This is a genomic window from Campylobacter magnus (assembly GCF_028649595.1).
Classification (GTDB): domain Bacteria; phylum Campylobacterota; class Campylobacteria; order Campylobacterales; family Campylobacteraceae; genus Campylobacter; species Campylobacter magnus.
On sequence record NZ_JAQSLK010000002.1, the window covers coordinates 19998 to 42866 of the forward strand.

General features: G+C 39.4%; 23 protein-coding genes, 1 tRNA gene, 1 other RNA gene and 1 pseudogene. 11 read left to right on the forward strand and 15 right to left on the reverse strand.

The annotated features are described in order from the left end of the window. Window positions 1–132: 132 nt before the first annotated feature. Window positions 133–208, reverse strand: a tRNA-Val gene (locus PTQ34_RS02540). A gap of 163 nt (window positions 209–371) precedes the next feature. Between PTQ34_RS02540 and PTQ34_RS02545 the strand changes: the two genes are divergently transcribed. From PTQ34_RS02545 to PTQ34_RS02590, 10 genes are all read left to right on the forward strand, one after another. After that, entirely contained in the window at window positions 372–1448 is a 1077-nt protein-coding gene (locus PTQ34_RS02545) for a DUF5416 family protein (RefSeq protein ID WP_273931898.1), read from the forward strand. Window positions 1449–1468: 20 nt separating this feature from the next. Beyond that, window positions 1469–3142, forward strand: a complete 1674-nt coding sequence (gene ilvD / locus PTQ34_RS02550; protein WP_273931899.1) for a dihydroxy-acid dehydratase — start codon at window positions 1469–1471, stop codon at window positions 3140–3142. Window positions 3143–3711: 569 nt separating this feature from the next. Further along, window positions 3712–4479: a flagellar biosynthetic protein FliR gene (gene fliR / locus PTQ34_RS02555; protein WP_273931900.1), complete on the forward strand. Its 768-nt coding sequence runs from the start codon at window positions 3712–3714 to the stop codon at window positions 4477–4479. Window positions 4480–4521: 42 nt separating this feature from the next. Further along, entirely contained in the window at window positions 4522–6390 is a 1869-nt protein-coding gene (locus PTQ34_RS02560; protein ID WP_273931901.1) for a midas domain-containing protein, read from the forward strand. Window positions 6391–6392: 2 nt separating this feature from the next. Beyond that, the gene (gene gmk / locus PTQ34_RS02565; RefSeq protein WP_273931904.1) at window positions 6393–7004 is read left to right on the forward strand and encodes a guanylate kinase; all 612 of its coding nucleotides are present in this window, start codon (window positions 6393–6395) and stop codon (window positions 7002–7004) included. A 13-nt stretch (window positions 7005–7017) separates the two neighbouring features. Then, window positions 7018–7275: a twin-arginine translocase TatA/TatE family subunit gene (gene tatA / locus PTQ34_RS02570; protein ID WP_273931905.1), complete on the forward strand. Its 258-nt coding sequence runs from the start codon at window positions 7018–7020 to the stop codon at window positions 7273–7275. Continuing rightward, window positions 7275–8867 carry an arginine--tRNA ligase gene (argS, locus tag PTQ34_RS02575; RefSeq protein ID WP_273931907.1) on the forward strand — a complete coding sequence of 531 codons (1593 nt, stop codon included), beginning with the start codon at window positions 7275–7277 and terminating at the stop codon, window positions 8865–8867. The genes tatA and argS overlap by 1 nt, the downstream gene beginning before the upstream one ends. A 41-nt stretch (window positions 8868–8908) precedes the next feature. Beyond that, window positions 8909–9448 carry a DJ-1 family glyoxalase III gene (locus tag PTQ34_RS02580; protein ID WP_273931908.1) on the forward strand — a complete coding sequence of 180 codons (540 nt, stop codon included), beginning with the start codon at window positions 8909–8911 and terminating at the stop codon, window positions 9446–9448. 288 nt (window positions 9449–9736) lie between these two features. Further along, window positions 9737–10097, forward strand: a transfer-messenger RNA (tmRNA) gene (gene ssrA, locus PTQ34_RS02585). A gap of 43 nt (window positions 10098–10140) precedes the next feature. Next, window positions 10141–10326 carry a hypothetical protein gene (locus PTQ34_RS02590; protein WP_273931909.1) on the forward strand — a complete coding sequence of 62 codons (186 nt, stop codon included), beginning with the start codon at window positions 10141–10143 and terminating at the stop codon, window positions 10324–10326. A gap of 183 nt (window positions 10327–10509) precedes the next feature. Here PTQ34_RS02590 and PTQ34_RS02595 read toward each other — a convergent pair whose 3' ends face one another. From PTQ34_RS02595 to PTQ34_RS02650, 13 genes and pseudogenes are all read right to left on the reverse strand, one after another. Then, window positions 10510–10728: a hypothetical protein gene (locus PTQ34_RS02595; RefSeq protein ID WP_273931910.1), complete on the reverse strand. Its 219-nt coding sequence runs from the start codon at window positions 10726–10728 to the stop codon at window positions 10510–10512. Between the two features lie 7 nt (window positions 10729–10735). After that, entirely contained in the window at window positions 10736–10999 is a 264-nt protein-coding gene (locus tag PTQ34_RS02600) for a ribbon-helix-helix domain-containing protein (RefSeq protein WP_273931911.1), read from the reverse strand. Between the two features lie 48 nt (window positions 11000–11047). Further along, a complete protein-coding gene (locus PTQ34_RS02605) occupies window positions 11048–11608 on the reverse strand; it encodes a P-loop NTPase family protein (RefSeq protein ID WP_273931913.1) in 561 nt (186 codons plus the stop codon). A gap of 315 nt (window positions 11609–11923) precedes the next feature. After that, window positions 11924–12058, reverse strand: a complete 135-nt coding sequence (locus PTQ34_RS02610; protein ID WP_318532615.1) for a pentapeptide repeat-containing protein — start codon at window positions 12056–12058, stop codon at window positions 11924–11926. Between the two features lie 81 nt (window positions 12059–12139). Then, complete coding sequence (mrdA, locus tag PTQ34_RS02615) at window positions 12140–13948, reverse strand: penicillin-binding protein 2 (RefSeq protein ID WP_273931916.1); 1809 nt, start codon at window positions 13946–13948, stop codon at window positions 12140–12142. Next, window positions 13945–14445 carry a hypothetical protein gene (locus PTQ34_RS02620; protein WP_273929967.1) on the reverse strand — a complete coding sequence of 167 codons (501 nt, stop codon included), beginning with the start codon at window positions 14443–14445 and terminating at the stop codon, window positions 13945–13947. Before PTQ34_RS02620 ends, mrdA begins: the two co-directional genes overlap by 4 nt. Continuing rightward, the gene (locus PTQ34_RS02625; protein ID WP_273931917.1) at window positions 14394–14852 is read right to left on the reverse strand and encodes an N-acetyltransferase; all 459 of its coding nucleotides are present in this window, start codon (window positions 14850–14852) and stop codon (window positions 14394–14396) included. Before PTQ34_RS02625 ends, PTQ34_RS02620 begins: the two co-directional genes overlap by 52 nt. Before the next feature lie 123 nt (window positions 14853–14975). Continuing rightward, complete coding sequence (locus PTQ34_RS08855) at window positions 14976–15596, reverse strand: methyl-accepting chemotaxis protein (RefSeq protein WP_404814899.1); 621 nt, start codon at window positions 15594–15596, stop codon at window positions 14976–14978. Window positions 15597–15833: 237 nt separating this feature from the next. Further along, window positions 15834–16565 (reverse strand): annotated as a pseudogene (locus PTQ34_RS08860) (HAMP domain-containing protein); the annotation flags it as partial. Window positions 16566–16721: 156 nt separating this feature from the next. Beyond that, window positions 16722–17621, reverse strand: a complete 900-nt coding sequence (locus PTQ34_RS02635) for a carbon-nitrogen hydrolase (protein ID WP_273931919.1) — start codon at window positions 17619–17621, stop codon at window positions 16722–16724. Then, window positions 17618–18511, reverse strand: coding sequence for a cation diffusion facilitator family transporter (locus PTQ34_RS02640; protein ID WP_273931920.1), 894 nt, complete (start codon window positions 18509–18511; stop codon window positions 17618–17620). The genes PTQ34_RS02635 and PTQ34_RS02640 overlap by 4 nt, the downstream gene beginning before the upstream one ends. Next, the gene (locus PTQ34_RS02645; protein WP_273931921.1) at window positions 18508–19482 is read right to left on the reverse strand and encodes an agmatine deiminase family protein; all 975 of its coding nucleotides are present in this window, start codon (window positions 19480–19482) and stop codon (window positions 18508–18510) included. The genes PTQ34_RS02640 and PTQ34_RS02645 overlap by 4 nt, the downstream gene beginning before the upstream one ends. A gap of 116 nt (window positions 19483–19598) precedes the next feature. Then, entirely contained in the window at window positions 19599–20399 is an 801-nt protein-coding gene (locus tag PTQ34_RS02650; protein WP_273931922.1) for a flagellin, read from the reverse strand. Between the two features lie 255 nt (window positions 20400–20654). Between PTQ34_RS02650 and PTQ34_RS02655 the strand changes: the two genes are divergently transcribed. Next, window positions 20655–21278 (forward strand): hypothetical protein, encoded by a 624-nt coding sequence (locus tag PTQ34_RS02655; protein ID WP_273931923.1) that lies wholly within the window; start codon window positions 20655–20657, stop codon window positions 21276–21278. 195 nt (window positions 21279–21473) lie between these two features. On the opposite strand, the gene hisD is transcribed toward PTQ34_RS02655, so the two are convergent. Then, window positions 21474–22760: a histidinol dehydrogenase gene (gene hisD / locus PTQ34_RS02660; RefSeq protein WP_273931924.1), complete on the reverse strand. Its 1287-nt coding sequence runs from the start codon at window positions 22758–22760 to the stop codon at window positions 21474–21476. Window positions 22761–22869: the final 109 nt, after the last annotated feature.

Below are 22869 nucleotides of genomic sequence, written 5' to 3' on the forward strand. Positions count from 1 at the left end.
TTTATTGCTTATAGCGCATTTAACGCTGTTAAAACAAACTAAAAGAAATTTTGGATTTTTCTAAGGAATTCTAGAATTTACTAAACCTTGTAGCAGTAGTAAAATAAAAGCCTTGGCAAGTCCTGCTAGCAATGGTGGCCCCGAATGGGTTCGAACCATCGACCACCACCATGTCAAGGTGGTGCTCTACCAGCTGAGCTACGGGACCAAAAAAGGCGCAAATTCTATATAAAGCTTGCTTAAAATAAAATTAAATATAATTTTTCAAGCCAAAAAAGCATAAAAATAGCCAAAAATCACTCAAAAATCTAGCCTTTTTGCTATAATCTCGCTTATGATTTTAAAAGAAAGTAAGTTTTAGGGCAAAAAAAATGAGAGATTTTAGCAGTATCGCAGCACGCTTTGAGGGTGCTTTTAGCGACTATGAAATCCATCTTAGCACGCAAATGAGCGGGTATTTCATCATCACAAAGCGTGGTGGATACAGCTCAGAGCTAATAGGCGAGGAGGTTGGCGAACTAGTCTTTAAAGACTGCACCAAAACCAGCGATGAAATCCGTGCCTACATCTGTGAAAAAACCCCTAAAGAACACAAACAAGAAAACGCCCCAAAAAGTTCTAAAGAAGACTCGCTTAGTTTTGAGATTAAAGAGGATAAAGAAGCGATAAATGAAAAACCTAGCGCGCCAGATTTTAGCATAGAGTTTGAGGAAACAAAACCTGCCTTTGAAATTATAGATGAAATCACAGATGAAAGCTCAGCTTTTGAGAGCCAAAATTCTAAGGCTAGCAAAGCTCTAGCTTTTGAAATCATAGATGAAAATAGCGATGGCGCAGGGGATAAATGCTTAGTGGGTGAAAGTCCGCTGGATGAAGACTTGCTGGGCGAAATTCCGTCTGCTTCATTTGAAATCATAGACGATGAAGATGCTAAAAATAGCGGCGAAATTTTGGCTGATGAAATTTTGGCTGATAAAAATTTTGCTAATGAAAGTTTGGCTGATGAAAATTTTGCTGATGAAATTCAAACCAGCCAAACTAGCCAAGCAAACCAAGCAAACCAAACAAACCAAACAAACCAAGCAAACCAAAGCCTAGCAAATGATGAAATAATCATCCCTGCTCATCACGACAGCCAAAAGATATTTTTTGCCAAAAACATCGAAATCATCAGCGCAAAAGTAGTAGAGATAGAACTCATCATTCACGGCTATGATGAGAGTTGTGATTCTTTTAGCTTTGAGAGAATTCCGCCTGATTGCGAGTATAAATACTCTATTAAAATCGGCGAGCTAAGGGCGATTTTTATTGCTACTATGGATGCAAATACTGCAAGCGAGTTTATCTCTGGCTTTAGCTTTAAAACAGAACGCCAAGTGCCAAAAAACATTGAAATATTCATAAACGAAAGCGTAGAGCCGGTGCTAGAGACTACGCTTTTTGCTTAAACCAAAATAAAGGATAAAAAATGAAATCAGATATAGTAAAAAAAGGCTACACAAAGACCCCGCACCGCTCACTTTTGCGTGCTACTGGGCTAAAAGACGAGGATTTTGCTAAGCCCTTTATCGGCGTGGCAAATAGCTTTATAGAAGTGATCCCGGGGCATTTTTATCTAAATGAATATGCTAAAATCATCAAAGATGAGATCCGCAAAAATAATTGTGTGCCTTTTGAGTTTAATACAATAGGCGTTGATGATGGAATAGCCATGGGTCATAGCGGTATGCTTTATTCGCTGCCTAGTCGTGAGATCATCGCAAACTCTATTGAGACTGTGATGAGCGCACACGCGCTAGATGCTCTAATCTGCATCCCAAACTGCGATAAAATCGTGCCTGGTATGCTAATGGGTGCTTTAAGAGTAAATGTGCCTACAATTTTTGTTAGTGGTGGGCCAATGAGAGCTGGCGTGGGCAAAAACGGAGAAGCCCTAGATCTAAACTCAGCTTTTGAGGCAGTTGGTGCATATGAAACTGGAAAAATAGATGAGAGCGAACTTCACGCAATAGAGTGCGCTTGCTGTCCTGGTGGTGGATCTTGCTCTGGTATGTTTACAGCAAATTCTATGAATACACTTTGTGAGGCTATGGGAATTGCCCTTAGTGGAAATGGCACGATTTTGGCTCTTAGCCCTGAGCGTGAGGAGCTTTTGAGAGCGGCTGCTAGGCGTATTTGCCAGATCGCCCTAGATGATAAGTATAAAATCAAAAATATCATAAACGCCCGCTCAATCCGTAACGCAATGGTCGTGGATATGGCGATGGGTGGTAGCTCAAATACGATTTTACACATGCTAGCAATAAGCCGTGAGGCTGACGCGCCGCTTGGTATTGCAGAGCTAAATGACATTAGCCGCGCAGTCCCACACATCACAAAAGTAGCCCCAAGTGAGCCTAGCATACACATGCAAGATGTGCACGCTGCTGGCGGTCTAGCTGCTATCATAAAAGAAATCAGCGAACACGATTCAAGCCTACTTGATCTAAATGCTGCTGTAATCGAGGGTGGCGATATGGCTGGACGCATAAAAAATGCAAAAATTAGCGACGAAAAAATCATACGCCGCGCAAATAACGCCCACTCACAGCGTGGTGGCTTGGCTATACTTTTTGGCAATTTAGCCGAGCAAGGCTGTGTGATAAAAGCAGCTGGAATCATCGGCGAGCGTAAGTTTAAAGGCAAGGCAATCTGCTTTAATAGCCAAGATGAAGCAATAGCAGGCATCAGCACTGGTAAGGTACAAAAAGGTCATGTAGTAGTGATCCGCTACGAAGGGCCAAAAGGCGGTCCTGGCATGCAAGAAATGCTAAGCCCAACTAGCCTAATCGTAGGTCGTGGGCTAGGCGCTGATGTGGCTCTCATCACTGATGGGCGCTTTAGCGGCGCAACTAGGGGGCTTAGCATAGGGCATGTTAGCCCAGAGGCTGCTGAGGGCGGGCTAATAGGTCTGCTTAAAGACGGCGATGAGATTGAAATAGATGTTGATAGCTTTAGCATAAATGCGCTGCTTAGTGCTGATGAGATAGCAAAACGCAAAAGCGAGTGGAAATACGCTGGCAAGGAAGTGACAAGCAAGTGGCTAAGACAATATCAAAAACTAGTAACAAATGCTAGCAATGGAGCGATTTTAGAGGCCTAGAGTTTGGCGTGGTGGCTAGAATTCCCTGTCATCCCCCAGCTTGACTGGGGGATCTCTATATAGAATTCTAGATTTAGGTAAATTTTTCTTAGGAATTCTAGATTTAGGAATTTTAGGTTATGGAATTTTAGTTTAGAGAATTCTAGAATTCCTAGGCTTTTTGGGGGTTAGGGGGTATTTTTTAGGAATTCTAGATTTAGGAATTCTAGAATTCCTAGGGAATTCTAAACTCGTGCTGTCCTTTAAAATTCGCGGTAGCGGCAGTAAAAATTAGGCTCCAAGATTTTTTTGCTTCGCATCCGCTGGTTGCTTCGCACCCGATGGGTGAGCGATTTTTAGTTTTAAAGCCGCTGCGCTAGCCGTGGGGCGCCGTAGCGGTAGCGTTCGCAAAAGTTTTGCGACAGCTTTTCAAGCGTAGCACAGGAAAGCGAGCAAAAGCTTTTGCGTAAGGCGCAGGGCTGCGCAAGACTTTAAGGCTAAAAAGCGCATAAAAGCTGAGCCAGCCGATAAAAAAACAATTGTTAGGGAATTCTAGAATTCCTAAATCACAAAAAAGACAAAGCAAGAAAATGGAATTTTTACAATACTTAAGCGAGGGCAATGTTGTTACATTTTTTTTGCTGCTGCTGCGCATGAGCGGGCTAGTGGTGTTTTTTCCATTTTTTTCACATATGCAAGTGCCTGTGGTGATAAAAAGCGCATTTGCCTTTGTGCTTACGATTTTTTTGCTACCTTTTACGCCGGTGGTTAGCACAGGGCTAAGCCTAGAATATCTCGTGCTTGAGAGCATTTCAGAGCTGCTTTTTGGGCTGGCTGCTGGGGCTATGCTAAGCATTTGTTTTGCCGCTTTAAGCCTAGCAGGCGAGCAGATTAGTATGGTTATGGGCTTTTCTATGGCAAATGTGATGGACCCACAAACCGGCGTTCAAAGTCCGCTTATCTCAAATGTGCTAACGCTCATCGTGCTAACAGCCTTTCTTATTGCTGATGGGCATCATATTATTTTGCAATTCATGGCAAAAAGCGTGTCGCTGCTTGAGCTTGGCAGCTTTTATCCAAGCCAAAATATTTGGAGCTACGCTTCAAAAAGCGTGGTAAATATGTTTTTATTTGGCTTTATTATATCATTTCCTATACTTGCGCTTTCTTTTATGAGTGATTTTATTTTTGGGATGCTTATGAAAACTATGCCACAATTTAATCTTTTAGTCGTGGGTTTTCCTATTAAAATCGTAGTGGCATTTGGGGTGCTAATAGCGACTATTGCGGCAATTGTCAAGCTTTTTGTAGTGCTTTTGACAAGAGTTTTAAATGATTTGCCATTTTTGTTTTTTTAAAGTAAATTTTGCTAGAATAGACAAATTTTTTTGGGATAAAACATGAAAGTAATACTACTAAATCAAAATCCAGCCGTCTCTCGTCTAGTTAGGCTAAGCATAGAAAAAATCGGCTACAAACTTGAAGAATACTCAAACATAGCCCAGCTTGATGAGCAAAATCCAGCTGATGTTTTTATCTGTGATCATGAACTAGTTGATGATAGCGTGGATTACACACCTTTTGGTAAGCATATTATCTTTTTAGTGCCACGAAATTTTGCCAAAAAGCTTGGCAAGCACACGCTTGAAAAGCCGTTTTTGCCTACTGATTTTATGGATTTTGTAAAGAGAGTGGCTACTAGCGGCGATGATGAAGCAGAACTACAAGAGCCTAGCAGCAGTGATTTTAGTGATACTAGCGCAGAGAATTTTTCTAGTGATATTAATGATTTAGATTTAGATAGTTTTGGTGATTTTGATACTTTAGCTGATGATGATTTGACTAGCCAAAGTGATAGTACTAATAAACCTAGCGATGAGAGTGCTAAGAGTGATGAGGGCTTGTCTGGTAGCAAGCTAGCCCAGGACTTAGATGAACCAAGCGAGCTAGATACAAAGAATCTTGATGATATTTTAGGACAGCTGGATTTTGAAGATGATGAGAGCAAGCAGACAAGTGATGAGAGCAAAGAAGTAGCGCAAATCACTAATGTAAGCAAAAAAAGTGATGAGGGGCTTGATACTACGCTCTCAGAATCTTTTGTAGAAGGTGGAGAAGACGATCTAATAGAAGATAGAATTCCAGCCCAGCTAGCTAGCAGTGATGTTAATGAACAAGATGATTTAATAGAAGAGAGTATCCCAGAAAATCTAGCCGATGAGAAAAAAGAGCAATTAGCCCAGCTAAGCTCTATGGTAGATGAAATAGATAATATGGACAAGCAAAAAAGCAGTGCTGAAGAAAGCGATGATAGTTTAGATATGAGTGATTTTAAAGACTTAGTTGGCGTTAGCGACAAAGCAGAGACTAAAGAAGAAAGCACAAATGAAGTAGCCGGACTTGAGGAAATCGCAGAAGATGTAGCCCCAGCTGATGAAATAGAAGAACTTGATGAAGTTGTAGCAGATGAGATGTCAGCATCTAGCAAACTAAGTCAAGAAGAGCAAGTAGCTAGTCTAAAAGAAGAAATGGCAAAAGCTGAGGAGAAAACAGCAGCTGTAACGGACGAGGGCAATGAAGATATAGAACTTAGCGAAGCGGCCGGGATAGCAGAAGCTAGCGATGAAATAGTAGCTGATGAAGCAGCTAATGATGATGATAGCTTGGATATGACTGATTTTAAAGAGCTTGTTGGCGTTAGCGATGATGACATAGCAGAAACTAGCGATGAAATCTCTAAAATCAGCGAAGTTAGAGATGAAATTAGCAAAGTTGCCGAAATAGCAGAAGCTAGTGATGAAATAGTAGCTGATGAAATAGCTAGCGATGATGATAGCTTGGATATGACTGATTTTAAAGACTTAGTTGGCGTTAGTGATGATGACATAGCAGAAACTAGCGATGAAATCTCTAAAATCAGCGAAGTTAAGGATGAAATTAGCAAAGTTGCCAAGATAGCAGAAGCTAGTGATGAAGTAGTAGCTGATGAAGTAGCCAAAACTAGCGATGAAGTAGCTAGTGGCGATGATGAGTTTGCTGGTATTAGCGAGAGTGATTTGGCTAGGGCTTTGGGGCTTGATATAGCTGGGCTTTCTAGCGAGCAAGAAAAGCCAAAAGAGCAAAAAAACAATGCAGATATAGAACAAGCAAAATCTCAAATCAGCTCACAAATCACCGAGACAATAGGTGCTACGCTAGCTAGCTCGCCAGCACTAAAAGAGGCGATAAAAGGCATGAAAATTAAGATTAACATAAGCTTTGAGGAGTAGTGGTGAGTAGACAAATTTTGCTAATCAGCGGACCTAGTGGTTCTGGTAAAAGCTCGCTGCTCTCAAAGCTTTTTGCTGAGTTTAAAGATAAGCTTTATTTTTCAATCTCAAGCACCACAAGAGCTGCTAGGCAGGGTGAAAAAGACGGCGTGAATTATCATTTTATAAGCCAAGAGCAGTTTCAAGCTGATATTAACGCTGGGCTTTTTTTGGAGTGGGCAAATGTACATGGTAATCTCTATGGCACGAGCCTGCGACCTGTAACGCATGCGCTAAATGAGGGTAAAGTAGTGGTCTTTGATATAGATGTTCAAGGCTATTTTCTAGCCAAAAAGCAGTATCCTAAAGAAATCACCGCTGTTTTTATCAGCACGAAAAACTCTAGTATCCTAGCCTCTCGCTTAGAAAATAGAGGCAGTGAAAGTAATGAGAGTATAAAAACTCGCTTAGAAAATGCTAAAAACGAGATGAAATACATAAAAGACTACGACCATATTATCGTAAATGATGATTTAGAGGCGGCTTATGAGAGCTTAAGGGCGATTTTTATCTCAATGCACTCAAAATGTGCAAACTTTGAGATAGAAGAGTTTTGCCAAAACTGGAATAATTAAATAAGGAGAAAAAATGGGATCATTTAGTATGGGACACTGGCTGATTGTTTTGGCTGTAATTGTGCTGCTTTTTGGAGCAAAAAAAATACCTGAGCTAGCAAAAGGCGTGGGTAAAGGCATAAAAAGCTTTAAAAAAGAAATGAGCGATGATGAACAAAATGAGCAAATCACAAAGACTGAAAACACCGCTCAAACAAACACTCAAACAAACACTCAAACAAACACTCAAGCAAATACTCAAACAAACACGAATAGCGAGCAAAAAGCCTAATGAAAAATATGCTAAAAGCTAGAATAGAAAGTATCTTAGGCTGCGACTTAAAAGCAAAGCTAGAACAGCCAAAAGACAAAAATCTAGCTCACTATGCAATGCCAGTTTTTGTGCTAGCAAAAGAGCTAAAAAAAGCCCCTCCGCAAATTGCTATTGAAATTGCCGAGAAATTGAATTCTAGCGCAAATGATGATTTTACCGCAGAGGCTGTGGGCGGATATGTAAACTTCAAACTTAATGCTGGTTTTTTAAATGACTTTGCTACTAAGGCTTTAAAAAATCCAGCTGATTTTGCCAAAATAAAGCAAGAAAAGCCTGAGAAATTCTACATAGAATATATAAGCGCAAATCCAACTGGGCCACTTCACATAGGACATGTGCGTGGGGCTGTGTATGGAGACGCTCTTGCGCGCACAGCAAAGCACCTTGGGCATGAGGTTCGCACTGAGTATTATATAAATGATGCTGGCAATCAAATAGACCTGCTAGGGCTTAGCATGGCACTAAGGGCAAAGGAGCTTGCTGGTGAGCCTGTAAGCTACCCTGAGAAATACTACAGAGGCGAGTATATAGACGAGCTAATACCTGTGATAAAAGAGCGTTATGGCGAGCAAATTTTTAGTGATGAGGCGCATCTAGCGCAGATTGCTAAAGACGAAGTGCTAAAAATCATTAAAAAAGATTTGGCTGATAATAATATTTTCATAGAGCACTGGGCAAGCGAAAAAGAACGCTATGGCGAGCTAGAAGAGACCATAGCTCAGCTAGCAAAAAGCGAGCAAATGTATAAAAAAGATGGAAAAACATTTATCGCTAGCACAAAATGTGGCGATGACGAAGACCGTGTGGTCGTGCGAGAGGATGGTCGCCCTACATACCTAGCAGGCGACATCATCTATCACCGCTATAAGTTTGAGCAAGGATTCGATCACTATATCAACATCTGGGGTGCTGACCACCACGGCTACATCGCTAGGCTAAAAGCAGCTATTCATTTTCTAGGCTATGATGAGAGCAAGCTTGAGGTTATTTTGATGCAAATGGTAAATCTGCTTAAAGACGCTAAGCCCTTTAAAATCTCAAAACGCAATGGCACAGCTATACTAATGAGCGATATAGTAGCGCAAATCGGCAGCGATGCTCTACGCTACATTTTTATCTCAAAATCAGCAAATACTCCTTTGGAGTTTGATATAGACGAGCTTAAAAAAACAGATAGTTCAAATCCTGTTTTTTATATAAACTACGCTCACGCACGCGTCCATCAAGTAAGGACAAAATCTAGCCTAAGCGATGAGAGTATAGCAAATGCTGATTTTAGCGTACTTAGCCCTGAGGGGCAAAACCTAGCTTTTAACGCTCTTAATCTAAATAGCACGCTTGAAGCTGCGCTTAGCAAAAGAGAGATGCATAAAATTTGCGAGTATTTGCGCACTTTAGCAGGTGATTTTCACAAGTTTTATAATGAAAACAAAGTGCTAGGCAGCGAGCATGAAAGCATGCTTTTAAAGCTATTTGAGCTATGTGCTCTTAGCATTCGCACAGCCCTTGGTCTGCTTGGTATAAAAGCAGCTGATGTCATGGGCGAGTAGGGAATTTAAGAATTCCTTATATTTTACTCAAAGGAGAAAAGATGAAAGCAGCAATAATTCTAGCAACTGGCTTTGAGGAGATTGAGGCTATCGCTCCACTTGATATTTTGCGCAGAGGTGGCGTGGATGCTAGCCTTGTGGGCTTGGATAGTAGTGAGGTCATAGGTGCGCATGGCGTGAGCATAAAGACTGATAGCACGCTAAAAAGCTATGATTTTAGCACTTGCGATATGATTATTTTGCCAGGTGGCTTGCCAGGCGCCGAGTACCTAAGCCAGAGTAGCGAGCTAAGAGAGCTTCTACTTTCTCAGGCAAACTCTGGCAAATACTGCGCGGCAATCTGCGCAGCACCTATGGCGCTTGCTAAGGCTGGGCTTATAAAAGGCGCTTATACTTGCTACCCTGGCTTTGAGAGTAATGTAAGCACTAGCGCCCCAAGCAAAGAAAAAGTAGTGATTGAGGGCAAAATCATCACTTCAAGAGGACCAGGCACAGCATATGATTTTGGTCTTGCTCTTTTAGAGCTACTAGAGGGTAGAGCAAAAAGAGATGAAGTCGCAAAAGGCATGCTTTTAGCCTAGATTTTTGCCTAGGAATTCTAGAATTCCTAAGAATTTTATATGGGAATTCTAGATTTTATTTAAGGAATTCTAGAATTTAGCTTAGGAATTCTAGTTTTCTAGGGAATTCTATAATTCCTAAGAATTTTGTATAGGAATTCTGGATTTTATTTAAGGAATTCTAGAATTTAGCTTAGGAATTCTAGTTTTCTAGGAAATTCTAGAATTTCTAAGAATTTTGTATAGGAATTCTAGAATTTTAATCTTATTTTAAGTAAAAAGTAGTAGAATTGCCGTCCACTTTTTTGTGGGGGTGATTTGGCTTCGACAGGAGAGCCGAGATTAGCTCGCATGTAGCTTTTGGCATAGCTTAAAAAGCCTAAATTAAAATTAAACGCAAACAACGTTAAATTTGCTCCTGCTTACGCTAAAGCTGCGTAAGTTCAGTTGAGCCCCTGTGGTGCGCTCGTCTCTAGGCGTGCTGATTTGGGTCATTATAGGGACTAAGCTTTTGTGCCCGGCTAGCACAAGGGACGAAAATCTTGCTTAGCTTTTGTAAGAGGTTTTGGAAAGTGAGCCTGCAAGAGCGAAATTTTCACTTTTGCTAAACATGTAGATGAGTTTTTGGACGCTTTTTTGGACTGCAGTTCGACCCTGCACACCTCCACCATTTTCTTTATTTTAAGCTTTTTACAAAGAATCTCTAAATCTTTTTGATACATGCTTTGTTTGCTTCAATACTGACTATTTTTTTAAAACTGCTGCTATTTTGCTGTTATTTTAAAAAATTTGTCTTTAAGGCTAAAAAATACAAGCCTTATGAAGTGGTGATTTTGAGCAAGTTTATAATTGATGATTTGCTTAATATTTCATGCTTTACTAGAAGTTTGCTTAGCTAGGAGTGCAGCTTGGCTGATGGGATAAAAGATGATTTAAGCACATTTGCAAAGGCAAAAGGCTATAAAGCGCAGAATGAGGTATAAAATAATTTTAGCATTTAAGGCTTTTTAGCAGAACTGTGCTAGTATTTTAGGGCTTTTTAAAAGCTAAAACTAGCAATTTGAGCCCAAAAAACAGACATACTAAAACAAGATAAAAAAGCTTATAAAAAACAAAATGCACTCAGCCATAAAAATGCTTAAAATCTCAGCCATTTTAGCATTTGAAAAGATGATTTGATCGCTACTTAGCACCACTGCGTGATAGAGGATATCAAGCCCCAAAACAAAAAGAAATAGCATAAATCCAAGCACTTTTATCACCCTACCTGCTATGCTAAGGCTACGTTGTAAAATCCCCATTTTAGCCCTAACTTTGCTCACTAATGAACTTTAGCAAGGCTTGTTTTGCTAAGCTTTGGGCTGACATGCCTAAAAACTTTTGCTGTGAAATGCTCTCAAGCTTTGCGTACTCATCTTTTGTAAGGTATAAGCACACTCTTTGATTTGCTTTTTCGTCCTCGTTTTTTGGCTTTCTACCCCTAGGTCTATCCTGGGCTTCAAAGGTGCGCTGTGCTGTGATACCAGAGCTATTTGCTTCTTTTAAAACTTCGTTTATATCTTTTTTTTGCATATTTAGCCTTTTAAATGTTATTTATATTTTTAAAGCATAAAAAATATTTTAAATACTTTTTAATGTTTTTAAAAGCCGATCATACTCACCAAGAAAATTCCTATAAGCCACTTTTAATAAGGGGCTAGCCTCACCAAGTTCTTTAAATGACCCGCCAAGTCGCATTGAGTTTTCTAGTATTTTTGAGCGTTTAAAATAAAAATATTTTAGATTTTTAAAGCTACTTTTAAGCGCACTTTCTACTTGCTCTTTGTCCTCGTCGCTTGTGTAGTCTGTTATTAGCACGATGATATTTTTATTTACCTCTTTTAGCTCGTTTATAGTCTCACTCGTGCGCAAAATGCTATTATATAGCGCAGTACAAGGCACAATGATAAAATCACTTTTTGTGGCTATGTCTAGCACGCCAGCGCTCACAAATCCGCCAAAATCATAAACGCAGTTATCAATTAGCTTTGGCTGCGCTGAGATTTTGCTCATATTTGGATAAATGCTCTCGATTATGCTAGCATCATTGCTTTGTAAATACAGCTCCAAATCCTTTGCTATAGAAAAGCCAAATGAGGTTTTTCCCACGCCACCTTTTTTATTTATTATTGAAATAATCATATTTTACTCTTTATGTAGCATTTTTAGCGTATTATAGCATAAAAATCATTTAAAATATTTTTTATGCTATTAAATATTTAAAAATATTTTTATTATTTTGTATCTGCTAGCAGCTATGGTTTTTTTTGCTTTGCATCCGCTGGTTGCTTCGCATCCGGTGGTTGCTTGCTTTTTGGGGGTTAGGGGGTATTTTTTACCTAGGAATTCTAGAATTCCTAAAACTAGAATTCCTAGCAAAATTCTAGAATTCTTAAATCTAGAATTCTTAATTTTAGAATTCCTAGTAAAATTCTAGAATTCTTAAATCTAGAATTCCTAACAAAATTCTAGAATTTCTAGTAAAATTCTAGAATTCCTAAAACTAGAATTCCTAAATATAGAATTCCTAAATATAGAATTCTTAAATATAGAATTCTTAAATATAGAATTCCTAAATATAGAATTCTTAATTCTAGAATTCCTAACAAAATTCTAGAATTCCTAGCAAAATTCTAGAATTCCTTAATCTAGAATTCCATAGCGAATTCTAGATTATTTCTTAGCCGTTTTTAGGTATTTTTCATCTATATAGCCAAGTTCAATTAGCTTATTATATACTCTTGCTGCGATTGGTCCACCAGTGCTGCCGCCGTGCGCACCGTGTTCGACGAGCACAGTTACTACATACTGCGGCTCTTCAACTGGACCATAGGTGGTGATCCACGCATGAGAGCGGTTTAGATACTCCATGGCTTCTTCTTTTATACGCACTTTTTCGCTTTGGCTGATGCCTACAACCTGAGCGGTGCCAGTTTTTGCACCAAGCCTTATTTTTGCGCCTGCTAGGGCTCTAAATCCAGTCCCGCCAGGCTCATTTGCCACCGCCCACATACCACGGCGAACCTCTGGCAGAGCAGCTTTTTCGCTCTCGCTCATAGTATCATTACTATCCCAGACTAGCTCTTTTTCTCCCACTCTAAGCGCAAAATGCGGCGTAACAGAACGCCCAGTAGCAAAAATAGCTGTATTTTTAGCAATTTGAACCGGCGTTACCAAAAAATTGCCTTGCCCTATGGATGTATTTATGGTATCACCTTGAAACCACGGCTCTTTGGTGCGTTTGCGTTTCCACTCTTTGCCTGGTGCTACTCCCACATACTCATTTGGCAGGTCAATTCCAGTTCGCACGCCAAAGCCATATCGCTCAAGCACCGGAGTAATCCTATCAATCCCCACATGATACGCCCCCCTATAAAAGTAGGTATCGCAGCTAGTTTTGATAGCATCTACTATGGTCATATTGTAGTTGATTTTATCTGTCCAGTTGCGAAACTTGCGATCACCTAGTTCAAAATACGCATCGCAAAGTATAGGCGAGTGAGCATTAAACAAATTGCTATTAAAAAACGCCATTCCCATAGTCATTTTAATAACGCTACCTGGCGGATATAGGGCATTTACAAGCTTGTTTGTAAAAGGATGGTCAATGTCATTTATCAGCTCATCCCATTCTTTTTGCGGAATTCCTAGCACAAAGGGGTTTAGGTCGTACTCAGGAAAGCTAGCCGCTGCTAAAATCTCTCCATTTTTAGCATTCATAACGATTATCGCACCTGCTCTTTGCTCACCAAAGGCTTCTAGTAAATATTTTTGCAATTCTAGATCTATTGAGAGCATTACATCAGAGCTTGATGGATTGATTTGTTCTACTAGTTCTACTCGTTGATTTAGTGCTGTTACTCTGGTGCGGCGCTGTCCTGGGATGCCTTGCAAATCATCATTATAAAAGCGCTCTATACCAGCTCTACCTATGTAGTTTGTTAACTTTGTGGTAGGGTCTTCTTCTGTGTCTTTTAGATTTGCCCTGCCTATGTAGCCGATGATGTGGCTTGCTAGATCGCCGTAGGGATATAGCCTTTTTGATGTAGCGCGCACCGAAATAGCATCATTTAGTTCAAGCTGAGCGTAGCGAGTAAGGGTTTTGTTGTAGTCCAAAAACTCCACTACTGGCACGAAATCTTGGTGATAAGGTGAGTCTAAGCGGCGGTAGTTTTTAGCAAGCTGGGTAGCATTTAACTCAGGAAAAACCGAGACAATATGCTCTATATAGCTATTTAGCTCAGCATCTTTTTTAATGTGTGGTTTGATATTTATGCTAAAACCAAGGTCATTTACAGCTAGTGGCTGGTGATTGCGGTCTAGGATTTGCCCACGCACAGGGGCGATGCGCTCTGATTTTATAGAGTTTTGTTCGGCTATTTGCTCGTAGTATTTGTTTGATTTTATGCTTAGATAATACACTCTAGTTAGTAGCAGAATCCACATTAAAGCAAGCAAGGTAAAGGCAATTTTTATTCTCATATTTTACTTTCTTTAAATATAAAAAGACAAAGCAAGCACTCAGCAATGATGAAATACACATACTCTACCGAGTAGCGCAAAAGCTCACGATCTAGCACATATAGCACTAGATTGCTAATGCTATATGTGCCTATATAAGCAGCCCCGTTAAAAATAGCAAGCTGTATAATGCGAGCTTTAAAGTTTATCACCACCCACTCATAAAAAATATGATAAAACAGCAAATACGAAATAGCCGAGCTAAAAAGTACAAAGCCATGTAACTGCTCAGCAAATATGAGTAGAGCAAAAGTCGCAAACCACGGCATAGCCACACCTGAGAGCAGTTTTTCTGCCTCACGGCGCTTTTCTACTAAATAAGTAAAAATCACACCCATAAGTGGTGGCAAAAATAAAAACGCCGTGCTAAGCATCTCGTAGATTATGATAGCTACGAGCAAAAGGCTTAGAGCCAGAGCATTAGGGCTTTTTCGTCGCAGATTGGAAAGTGTTTGCATTTTACGCAGTCACTCCATATTTTTTGGCTTGGGATTTGGTTTTTTTCTATTAACTTAAAGCCAAGTTTTTCAAAAAAACCTTGAGCGTAGGTTAGGGCAATAACCCTTGTAAGCCCAAGTTCTCTAGCCTCAGCGATTAGTTCGTTTACGATTTTTGCACCTATACCGCTTTTTTGTTCGCTTGGTGCTACGATTAGCGAGCGAACCTCAGCAAGGTCGGGGGCTATTATGTGCAAAGCACCAAAGCCGATGATTTGCTCACCACTTTTAGCTAGGATATACGAGCGAATGTTTTGGGCTACTTCATCATCGCTTCTAGGTAGTATTATGCCAGCTTCTACTTGCGGGGCGACTAGGGTTTGCATTGCTTTTATATCAGCTGGTTTGGCTTTGCTTAGTTTTATCAATTTTTCTCCGATTTTTAGCATTTTAAAAATTCTAGTAGGAATTCTAGATTATTAGAATTTACCTTTTTGGTATTGCTTAGAGATGTAGGAATTCTAGAATTTCATCTAGAATTCCTTGTTTTATTACACTTTAAAGTTGCTTAGGCGTTTTTCTAGGCTGATTGTAGTATCGTGTAGCTTGGTAGCTGAGGCAGCTACATTATCACAGATTTCAGCGTTGTTTTTGGTTATTTGATTGCTTTCATCTACGCATTTTGTTAGCTTGTCGATTTGAGTTTTGATACTCTCAGCTTTTTGTGCCACGCTACTTACCATTTCAAGGGCATTGCTATTGTTTTGTTGTGTTTGTCTAGCTTGTGCTATTAGTGAGCTGGCATCATCGTTTAGCTGACCGATTTTAGTAGCGTTGCTTGCTAGGGCGCGACCTAGGCTATTTACTTCTTTTATTAGGCTATTAGCATCAGCGTCTATTTGAGCTAGTCTTTGATCTGTTTGTTCGGCTAGTTTGCGAACTTCTTCAGCTACTACTGCAAATCCACGACCTACTTCGCCAGCACGAGCTGCTTCTATAGCAGCATTTAGCGCTAGTAAGTTTGTTTGCTCGCTGACTTCTGCTATGGTGCCAAGGATATTTTTGATAGCCTCAGTTTTGGCTACTAGTTCTTTGCTTTGGGCTGCTAGGGCTTGTTCTTCTTTGTTTGCGCTTTGGACTCTGCCTACAAACTTATCAAGCTCTGTTATCATCACTCCAAGTTCAGTAAATGAGCTTTTGTTTGAGTTAGCCGCTTCTCTTGCTAGAACCTTAGAGTTTTCAAGCTCGTCTTCTACTTGGTGTGAAATTTCACTTAGACTTTCAAGTTGCTTTAGTCCGTCTTGGACATTGCTTGAGAGTTTGTTTGAGTTTGAGTATAGTGACTCGCTTTGTTCATCTACATTATCTGCGTCTTTTTTGACAGCTATGATTGTGTTTTGAATTTTTTCTATGAACTGATTGATATTTGCTGAGCTTGAGCCTATTTCATCTTTTGAGCGAACATCGATGCGAGCTCTTAGATCGCCTTCGCCTACAGCTAGATCTTTTGCTTTTGCTAGTAGGTTATTTATTGGCAAGATTACTACATGGCGAAGAAGCCCTACTACTACAAGCAAGGTAATAATAAGAGAAATTATAAAAATAGCTAAAAATAGCTTGCTAGCCTCAAAGGTCTCCTCATCAAGTTTGTTTAGTGAGTATTCTAGATCCATCACACCAAGCACCTCACCCTCAGCTGCGTTTGCGTGGCAGGCCAGACACTGGGCTTTGGCTACAAAAGGCACGATTTGGCGAAGTAGGTGTTGATCACCTTTTTGTAATTCTAGCGTGATTTTTTCTGGATTTTTAAACTGATTTGCGATTATATCATCTTTTGGTGGAGTTTTTTCTAGATTAAAGATTTCGGCTATGGTGTCTGAGCGGTAAATTACTAGTGAGCTTACACCTTCGATTTGGCTAGCTTCGTGAACTGTGCCCATAATCACCTCAGGGTCGCCTGTATTCATCGATGTTCGCACGGTTTGAAAGATAGACTCTCCCATCATTGCGATATTTTCTTTGGCAGATTTTTTATTGTAGCTTTGAAACTCATTTATAATAATAGCTTCAAGTATACCAAAGCTGATAAGCAAAACAATGCTTATACCCAAGATGACTTTTTTGCTAATTGAATTTAACATTTTTTCACCCTTTAAATTTTTGCGGAATTATAGCGAATTTGTAAGTCTTTTTTACTTAAAAAATGATTTTTTTAAAAATTTATTGTAAAAAGTTTATTTTTTGGTTAAAACTTATTAGGAATTCTAGAATTCTTAATAAGTTTTATCTAAGTTTTTTTAACAAAATCTTTTTAGAATTTTTTTGTAGCTATCTATGCGCCTATCACGCAAAAACGGCCACCATCTACGCACATTTTCACAGCGCCCTTTATCAAGCTTGATCACCTCACAAACCTCGCTATTCTCATCACTTTCAAAGAGCTTTTCGCCCTGAGGTCCATAAACAAAACTATGCCCCCAAAATCTAATGCCCTCATTCCCAGCGCAAAGTGCGTTTTTATCGCTTAGCCTAGCACTTTCAAAGCCTATGCGATTTATCGCTACTACCGGCAAGCCATTAGCTACTGCGTGCCCTCTTTGCACAGCCATCCACGCATCAAGCTGGCGAGCTTTTTCATCGCTGCTATCACCATCAAACCAGCCTATAGCTGTTGGGTATATAAGAATTTCAGCTCCTTTTAGAGCCATTATGCGAGCAGCTTCTGGATACCACTGATCCCAGCACACTAGCACGCCAAGTGTGCCAAGGCTAGTTTTTATGGGCTCAAAGCCAAGATCACCTGGGGTAAAATAAAACTTTTCATAGAAGTTTGGATCATCTGGGATATGCATTTTGCGGTATTTGCCAGCTATAGAGCCATCTTTTTCAAAGACCACCGCTGTGTTAAAATACAGCCCAGCACTGCGCCTTTCAAATAGCGAAGTTACTAGCACTATAGCGTGTTTTTTTGCTATAGAGCCCCAAAACTCGCAATCGCTATTAAAATCCTTTGCTAGATCAAAGTTATCTACATTTTGCCTTTGGCAAAAATATGCCCCTTGATGTAGCTCGCTAAGGCAAACTAGCTGTGCACCGCCTTTTGCTGCACGCTCTATTAAAGCGCAGGTTTTAGCAATGCTTGCTTCTTTGCTGCCTTCATAAGCATGTGCTATGATAGCTATATTTAGCTCATTCATATTTCGCCCCTTTCAATCTCTTCATCATCTGTGATATCAAAGTGAATTTCAAATATCCATTTATTTTGGCTAAATCTCTCTTTTATTTCTTTTTCTAGCTCTGCTTCGCACTCGTGGGCTTTGGCTAGGGTAATGTTTGGATCAAACACCAAATGAACGCCAAAATAGCAAATATTTCCACTTTTTCTAGTGCGGATTAGGTGGGTTGAGAGAATAGGCTCTTTTTTGGCTATTAGCTCTTTTATCTCATCTGTTATCTCAGTAGGTAGTGAGCCATCTAGAAGCATATACACGCTTTCTTTGATGAGTGGCATAGCTTGCAATACAATATAAGCACTAACACCTATACCAAAAAGCGCATCAATAATGACTAAACCGCTAAAATGAACGACTATCAAAGCTGCTAGCGTGGCTGCGTTTGTAAGCAAATCTACTTGATAATGCGTAGCATCAGCGTAGATAATCATACTATCGTATTTAGCAGCCGCGCGGCGCAGGTAAATAACAAGCGCAGTTGTCATCACAAGCGAAATCACCATAACCACAGCACCTATGCTAAAATCAATAGGCTCAGGGTTTAGTATTTTCATAACTCCACCATAAGCGACAAGCAAGCCTGCCCCCATGATAAAAAAGCCCTCAAATAGCGTAGTGAGTGCTTCAATCTTGCCATAGCCGAAGTTAAATTTCTCATTTGGCTGAGCATTGGCTTTTTTAAGCGCAAAAAAGTTAATCGCACTTACTAAGCAATCCCCAAGTGAGTCAAGCGCAGAGCTAACAACAGCCATAGAACCACTGCTAAGCCCAAAAACTAGCTTGATAACAGCAAGCACGCTAGCAGTAAGTCCAGCTATAAAAGGTGGAGTAATAAAGCTTTTTTTGGCACTCATTTACTGCCTTTATAGATATTTTGCGAACTACAATGCAAACTGCCATTTTGGCGGATAAAAACCCTAGCATCAATAGGGATGATATCTCTATTTTTAACATGCTTTGCTAGCGCATTTAGCACAGTTTCATCAGCTTTTTTATCGCCGTATGTAGGCACGATAAGAGCGTCATTTATAAAAATAAAATTCGCATATGTAGCCCCAAGGCGTCTATTTTCAAACATCACAGGCTTTGGCAGCGGCAGCGGCACTAGATCAAAGCCAGTTTTTTCTAGTTCGCTTTTCATTTTTGAAAGTGGCAGGTAGTGCGGATCGGCCTTATCATCACAAGCTGCGTAGGCTATGGTGTGAGGGTCAATAAATCTAGCCAAAGTATCAACATGACTATCTGTATCATCGCCTAAAATCTCTCCATTTTCTAGCCAGATTATTTGCTCTAAGCCAAAAAGCTCTTTTAGCTGGAATTCTAGATTTTGCTTATCTCTTGAGCCACGATTAGCATTTAGTAAGCACTCTGTAGTAGTTAGCATCACACCAGAACCATTAAAATCCACGCTGCCGCCCTCTAGCACTAGCGGAATTTCATAGCGCTTGCCTTTTAACGCGCCAAGTCTAAAAAGTTCTTTGTTTGCAGCATTATCAAGGACGGACTCAAACTTCCCACCCCAAGCATCAAAGCAAAAATCATAGTATCTCACACCAGAGCCATCATCAGCGCAAATAACGCCATAATCACGAATCCAAGTATCATTTACAGCCACAGGCGCAAACTCTACATTTGGCATTTTAAATCTAGAATTCTCTTTGGTATCCTTGGCTAAAAGTATGATTTTTTGGTATTTGCTAACAGCAGTTATAAGCTCATAGTAGCTATCAAGTATCTCTTTTAAATACGGTGCCCAGTCAGTGTTTTTATTCGGCAAGGCTAGCAGCAGCGCACTTTGTTCTTCCCATTCGCCAAAAGCTCTCATATTCCCTCTGTGAAAAAAATGTAGAAAATCTAGAATTCCTAGAAAAAATTCTAGAATTCCTAGAAAAAAATCTAGAATTCTAGAATTCCTAAGCTAAAATGCTTAGGAATTTTAAATTAAGCAAGTAAAGTAGCTACTTTGTTTTGAAGGCCAGCAAAGTTATGTGCGCTTGCGATTGTAGCAGCGTTTAGTTTCATATTTGAAGCTTGTAAATTGCTATAATTCTTTGCTATATCGCTGTTTTGTAGTTGGCTCTGGCTAGCTGTTAGATTTATATTTTTTATAGCTATGCTCTCTGCGTTGCTTGCGATATTGTTTTGTGCTGCGCCTATATCGCTTCTCATGCGGTTTATTGTGTCTCTAAAGTCTTTTATGCTTTGTGGATTACTGATATCAAGCTGATTTAGGTTTGGTGCTTCTACATTTACACCGATTACGCCACTAGTTGTCTCAAAGTTTAACTGACCGCCAAACACGCTTTTACCATTAAAAGTAGCTTGGTCAATGCTGCCTTGCATACTCTCTTTTAGTGCGCTCATTTCGCTTGAAATCGCTTTTTGATAGTCAGTATTCATAGAACTTGGATCAATATTTCCATTTGCATCAAGCTTTACGCCATTTACTGCTCGCACGCTTAGTTCGCTCATGCGGTTTGTAGCGTCATTTAGACTGCTTAATGCGCCATCTGCGATTTGCATCATGCCGATTGCGTCATTTGCGTTTGCTAGGCCTTGGCGTGCTCCATTAGCATCGCTGCGAAGTGCGTCTGCGATAGCTAGGTTTGCTGTATCAGTCCCACTTAGCGCGCGAAGTGCTGAGATATTGCCTAGAGCTTTGCTTGCGCTACTTTGAGCGTTGTTCATATATTTGTTTTGAAGTCCGGTTGTGTAATCCGTTGAACCGATTGTCATTGCCATTTTATCCTCCTTGAAGCCTTTTTTGTTTTTAGATAAGCAAATTTTATACCAATTTTAGTTAAGCATTTCTTAAAATTCCAAAATTTTTTCTACTTAAATTCTAGAATTTAAGTATCAGCTTGGCAAAATATTTTCTAGCAATCGTACTTTATATTTTTTAAAATTTTCTTAAAAAAAATTATTAGTTTTATATAAGTGTAATTTTTTGAGCTTTATTTTTATATAATTCTGCTCTTTTTTCAAAAGCGAGGTAAAATGAGAGATTACGATAAAGAGCCTATTGTAATAAAAGATATGAATTTATTATTTATTTTATTAAGAGAATCTCCACTAATCTTTGCGTGTTTGTTGATAGCTGTTTTAAAGCCTGGAACAAATATTTTGTTTTGCGCCATTCTTATGTTTGTCCCAACTATAACTCAATATGCTAAATATAAAAATAAACGATTAGTAAAACTTACAAACAATAAAATATATTTTTTACAAGAAAATAACGAGCTTGAAAATATAGATCTAAGCACTAATTTTGAGATTTACAAAACTTTTGAGCCGATTTATCATAAGTCACAAAAACTATCAAATTATAATAAATTTGTCCATTTTGCTTTATTTCCTTTTATGCCACTTCTTATAATATTAGGTGTGATTGGAAAATTCTCGTATTATTTATTTTCTAGAAATTTAAAAGAATATAGATTATTTGATGCTTATTTGATTAAACAAGATGAAAAAATTATAAATATAACAATGCTAAATAAAAATATCCAAAAAGAAGTGGATGTTTATTTAAAGCAAAGAATAAAAATTGAGCCAAAAAATCTTAAAATGTTTTTTGACAAAAGTGGTTACGCATATGAAAAAATCGAACTGAAAGGGTAGAAAATGAATGACAATCTTTTAATAGATGTGCTTAATGCCACCACTACTTAAAACTTACAAAATATTTTAATTTATGGCAATGTAGAGCAAAAAACAAGCAAAAAGCAAAGAATTTTCAAATTCTAGAATTTAGCTCTTGAATTGCTCTTAAATTCTAGAATTTAAAAAGTCCAAATTCTAGAATTTAAGCAATATTTATTGTCTTACTTTTATTGATAGCTCGTGCGCGCCAAGTCCTTCTGCGCTAGCAAGTGCCATGCACGCTGGGGCTAGTTCGCGCAAGGTTTTTTCATTCATAGCTATTACTGAGCTTCTCTTTACGAAGTTATTTACTCCAAGTGGGCTAAAAAATCTAGCTGTGCCGCCTGTCGGCAAGGTGTGATTTGGCCCTGCTAGGTAGTCGCCCACAGCCTCAGGCGTAAAGTGCCCTAAAAATACTGCGCCTGCGTGTTTGATATGCGGTAAATACTCCCACGCATCATTTGTAGCGATTTCTAGATGTTCTACAGCAAGCTCATTTGCTAGTGCTATTGCGTGGGCTTTATCCCTTGCGATTATGATAGCAGCTTTATTTTCCACGCTTGCTCTTGCTATTTTCTCACGCTTTAAAGTAGTCAAAACGCTCATCATCTCAGTCTCAATTGCCTTTGCTAGCCCCTCATCAAAGGTGATTAAAAAACTACTTGCTATCTCATCGTGTTCAGCTTGGCTTAGCAGATCTACTGCGATATTGTGAGCATTACAGCTACTATCAGCGATAACGCCTATTTCGCTAGGTCCTGCTATCATGTCAATGTTAACATCGCCAAAGACCATTTTTTTAGCCGTTGCTACATATATGTTTCCAGGTCCAGTTATCACATCTACTTTACTAATAGTATCTGTGCCATACGCCATTACAGCAACTGCGCTTGCGCCACCTACTTTATAGGCGTTTTTTATGCCTAGCATGTGCATAGCAGCTAGAAGCAGAGCATTTACCTCCCCGCCCACAGCAGGCGTGCAAACACTGATATCACCGACTCCTGCTACTATCGCTGGCACTGCGTTCATAAGTAGTGAGCTAGGATAAGCAGCCTTGCCGCCTGGGATATATAGCCCAGCACGATCAACTGGCGTTATTTTTTGCCCCAAAACAGCTCCATCTTTTTCATAGCTTAGCCAACTTTTTTCAATCTGCTTTTCGTGGTAGGCTTTTATACGCTCATAGGCGATTTTTAGGGCTTCTTTTAGCTTTTCATCGGTAGAATTCCATGCTTGCTCCATCTCATCTGTGCTGATTTTTAGCTCATAGCCACTTTTTGGCTCCCAGTTATCAAAGCGAGCTATTTGCTCGCAAAGTGCCTTATCGCCACTTTTGCGAATTTCAGCTATTATGCTAGCCACTCTTGGCATAACCTCACTCATATCCATCTCGCCACGATTTGCTAAAATGCTGAATTTTTCGTCAAAATCCGGCTGTGAAAATTTTAAAATCTGCATTTTTTATCCTTAAGTTTTTAGAAATTATAGCACAAGATTTTTTAAATTTTATAAGTTTTTAAGGGCGAAGTGCTAAAATGTTGGCTTTTATTTTTTAAATTTTAGGATT

Bases quoted from the DNA above. Each gene is read 5' to 3' on its own strand.
- PTQ34_RS02545 (WP_273931898.1), top strand. From the start codon at position 372: ATGAGAGATTTTAGCAGTATCGCAGCACGCTTTGAGGGTGCTTTTAGC.
- ilvD (WP_273931899.1), top strand. From the start codon at position 1,469: ATGAAATCAGATATAGTAAAAAAAGGCTACACAAAGACCCCGCACCGC.
- fliR (WP_273931900.1), top strand. From the start codon at position 3,712: ATGGAATTTTTACAATACTTAAGCGAGGGCAATGTTGTTACATTTTTT.
- PTQ34_RS02560 (WP_273931901.1), top strand. From the start codon at position 4,522: ATGAAAGTAATACTACTAAATCAAAATCCAGCCGTCTCTCGTCTAGTT.
- tatA (WP_273931905.1), top strand. From the start codon at position 7,018: ATGGGATCATTTAGTATGGGACACTGGCTGATTGTTTTGGCTGTAATT.
- argS (WP_273931907.1), top strand. From the start codon at position 7,275: ATGAAAAATATGCTAAAAGCTAGAATAGAAAGTATCTTAGGCTGCGAC.
- PTQ34_RS02580 (WP_273931908.1), top strand. From the start codon at position 8,909: ATGAAAGCAGCAATAATTCTAGCAACTGGCTTTGAGGAGATTGAGGCT.
- PTQ34_RS02595 (WP_273931910.1), bottom strand. From the start codon at position 10,728: ATGGGGATTTTACAACGTAGCCTTAGCATAGCAGGTAGGGTGATAAAA.
- PTQ34_RS02600 (WP_273931911.1), bottom strand. From the start codon at position 10,999: ATGCAAAAAAAAGATATAAACGAAGTTTTAAAAGAAGCAAATAGCTCT.
- PTQ34_RS02605 (WP_273931913.1), bottom strand. From the start codon at position 11,608: ATGATTATTTCAATAATAAATAAAAAAGGTGGCGTGGGAAAAACCTCA.
- mrdA (WP_273931916.1), bottom strand. From the start codon at position 13,948: ATGAGAATAAAAATTGCCTTTACCTTGCTTGCTTTAATGTGGATTCTG.
- PTQ34_RS02620 (WP_273929967.1), bottom strand. From the start codon at position 14,445: ATGCAAACACTTTCCAATCTGCGACGAAAAAGCCCTAATGCTCTGGCT.
- PTQ34_RS08855 (WP_404814899.1), bottom strand. From the start codon at position 15,596: ATGATAACAGAGCTTGATAAGTTTGTAGGCAGAGTCCAAAGCGCAAAC.
- PTQ34_RS02635 (WP_273931919.1), bottom strand. From the start codon at position 17,621: ATGAATGAGCTAAATATAGCTATCATAGCACATGCTTATGAAGGCAGC.
- PTQ34_RS02640 (WP_273931920.1), bottom strand. From the start codon at position 18,511: ATGAGTGCCAAAAAAAGCTTTATTACTCCACCTTTTATAGCTGGACTT.
- PTQ34_RS02645 (WP_273931921.1), bottom strand. From the start codon at position 19,482: ATGAGAGCTTTTGGCGAATGGGAAGAACAAAGTGCGCTGCTGCTAGCC.
- PTQ34_RS02650 (WP_273931922.1), bottom strand. From the start codon at position 20,399: ATGGCAATGACAATCGGTTCAACGGATTACACAACCGGACTTCAAAAC.
- PTQ34_RS02655 (WP_273931923.1), top strand. From the start codon at position 20,655: ATGAGAGATTACGATAAAGAGCCTATTGTAATAAAAGATATGAATTTA.
- hisD (WP_273931924.1), bottom strand. From the start codon at position 22,760: ATGCAGATTTTAAAATTTTCACAGCCGGATTTTGACGAAAAATTCAGC.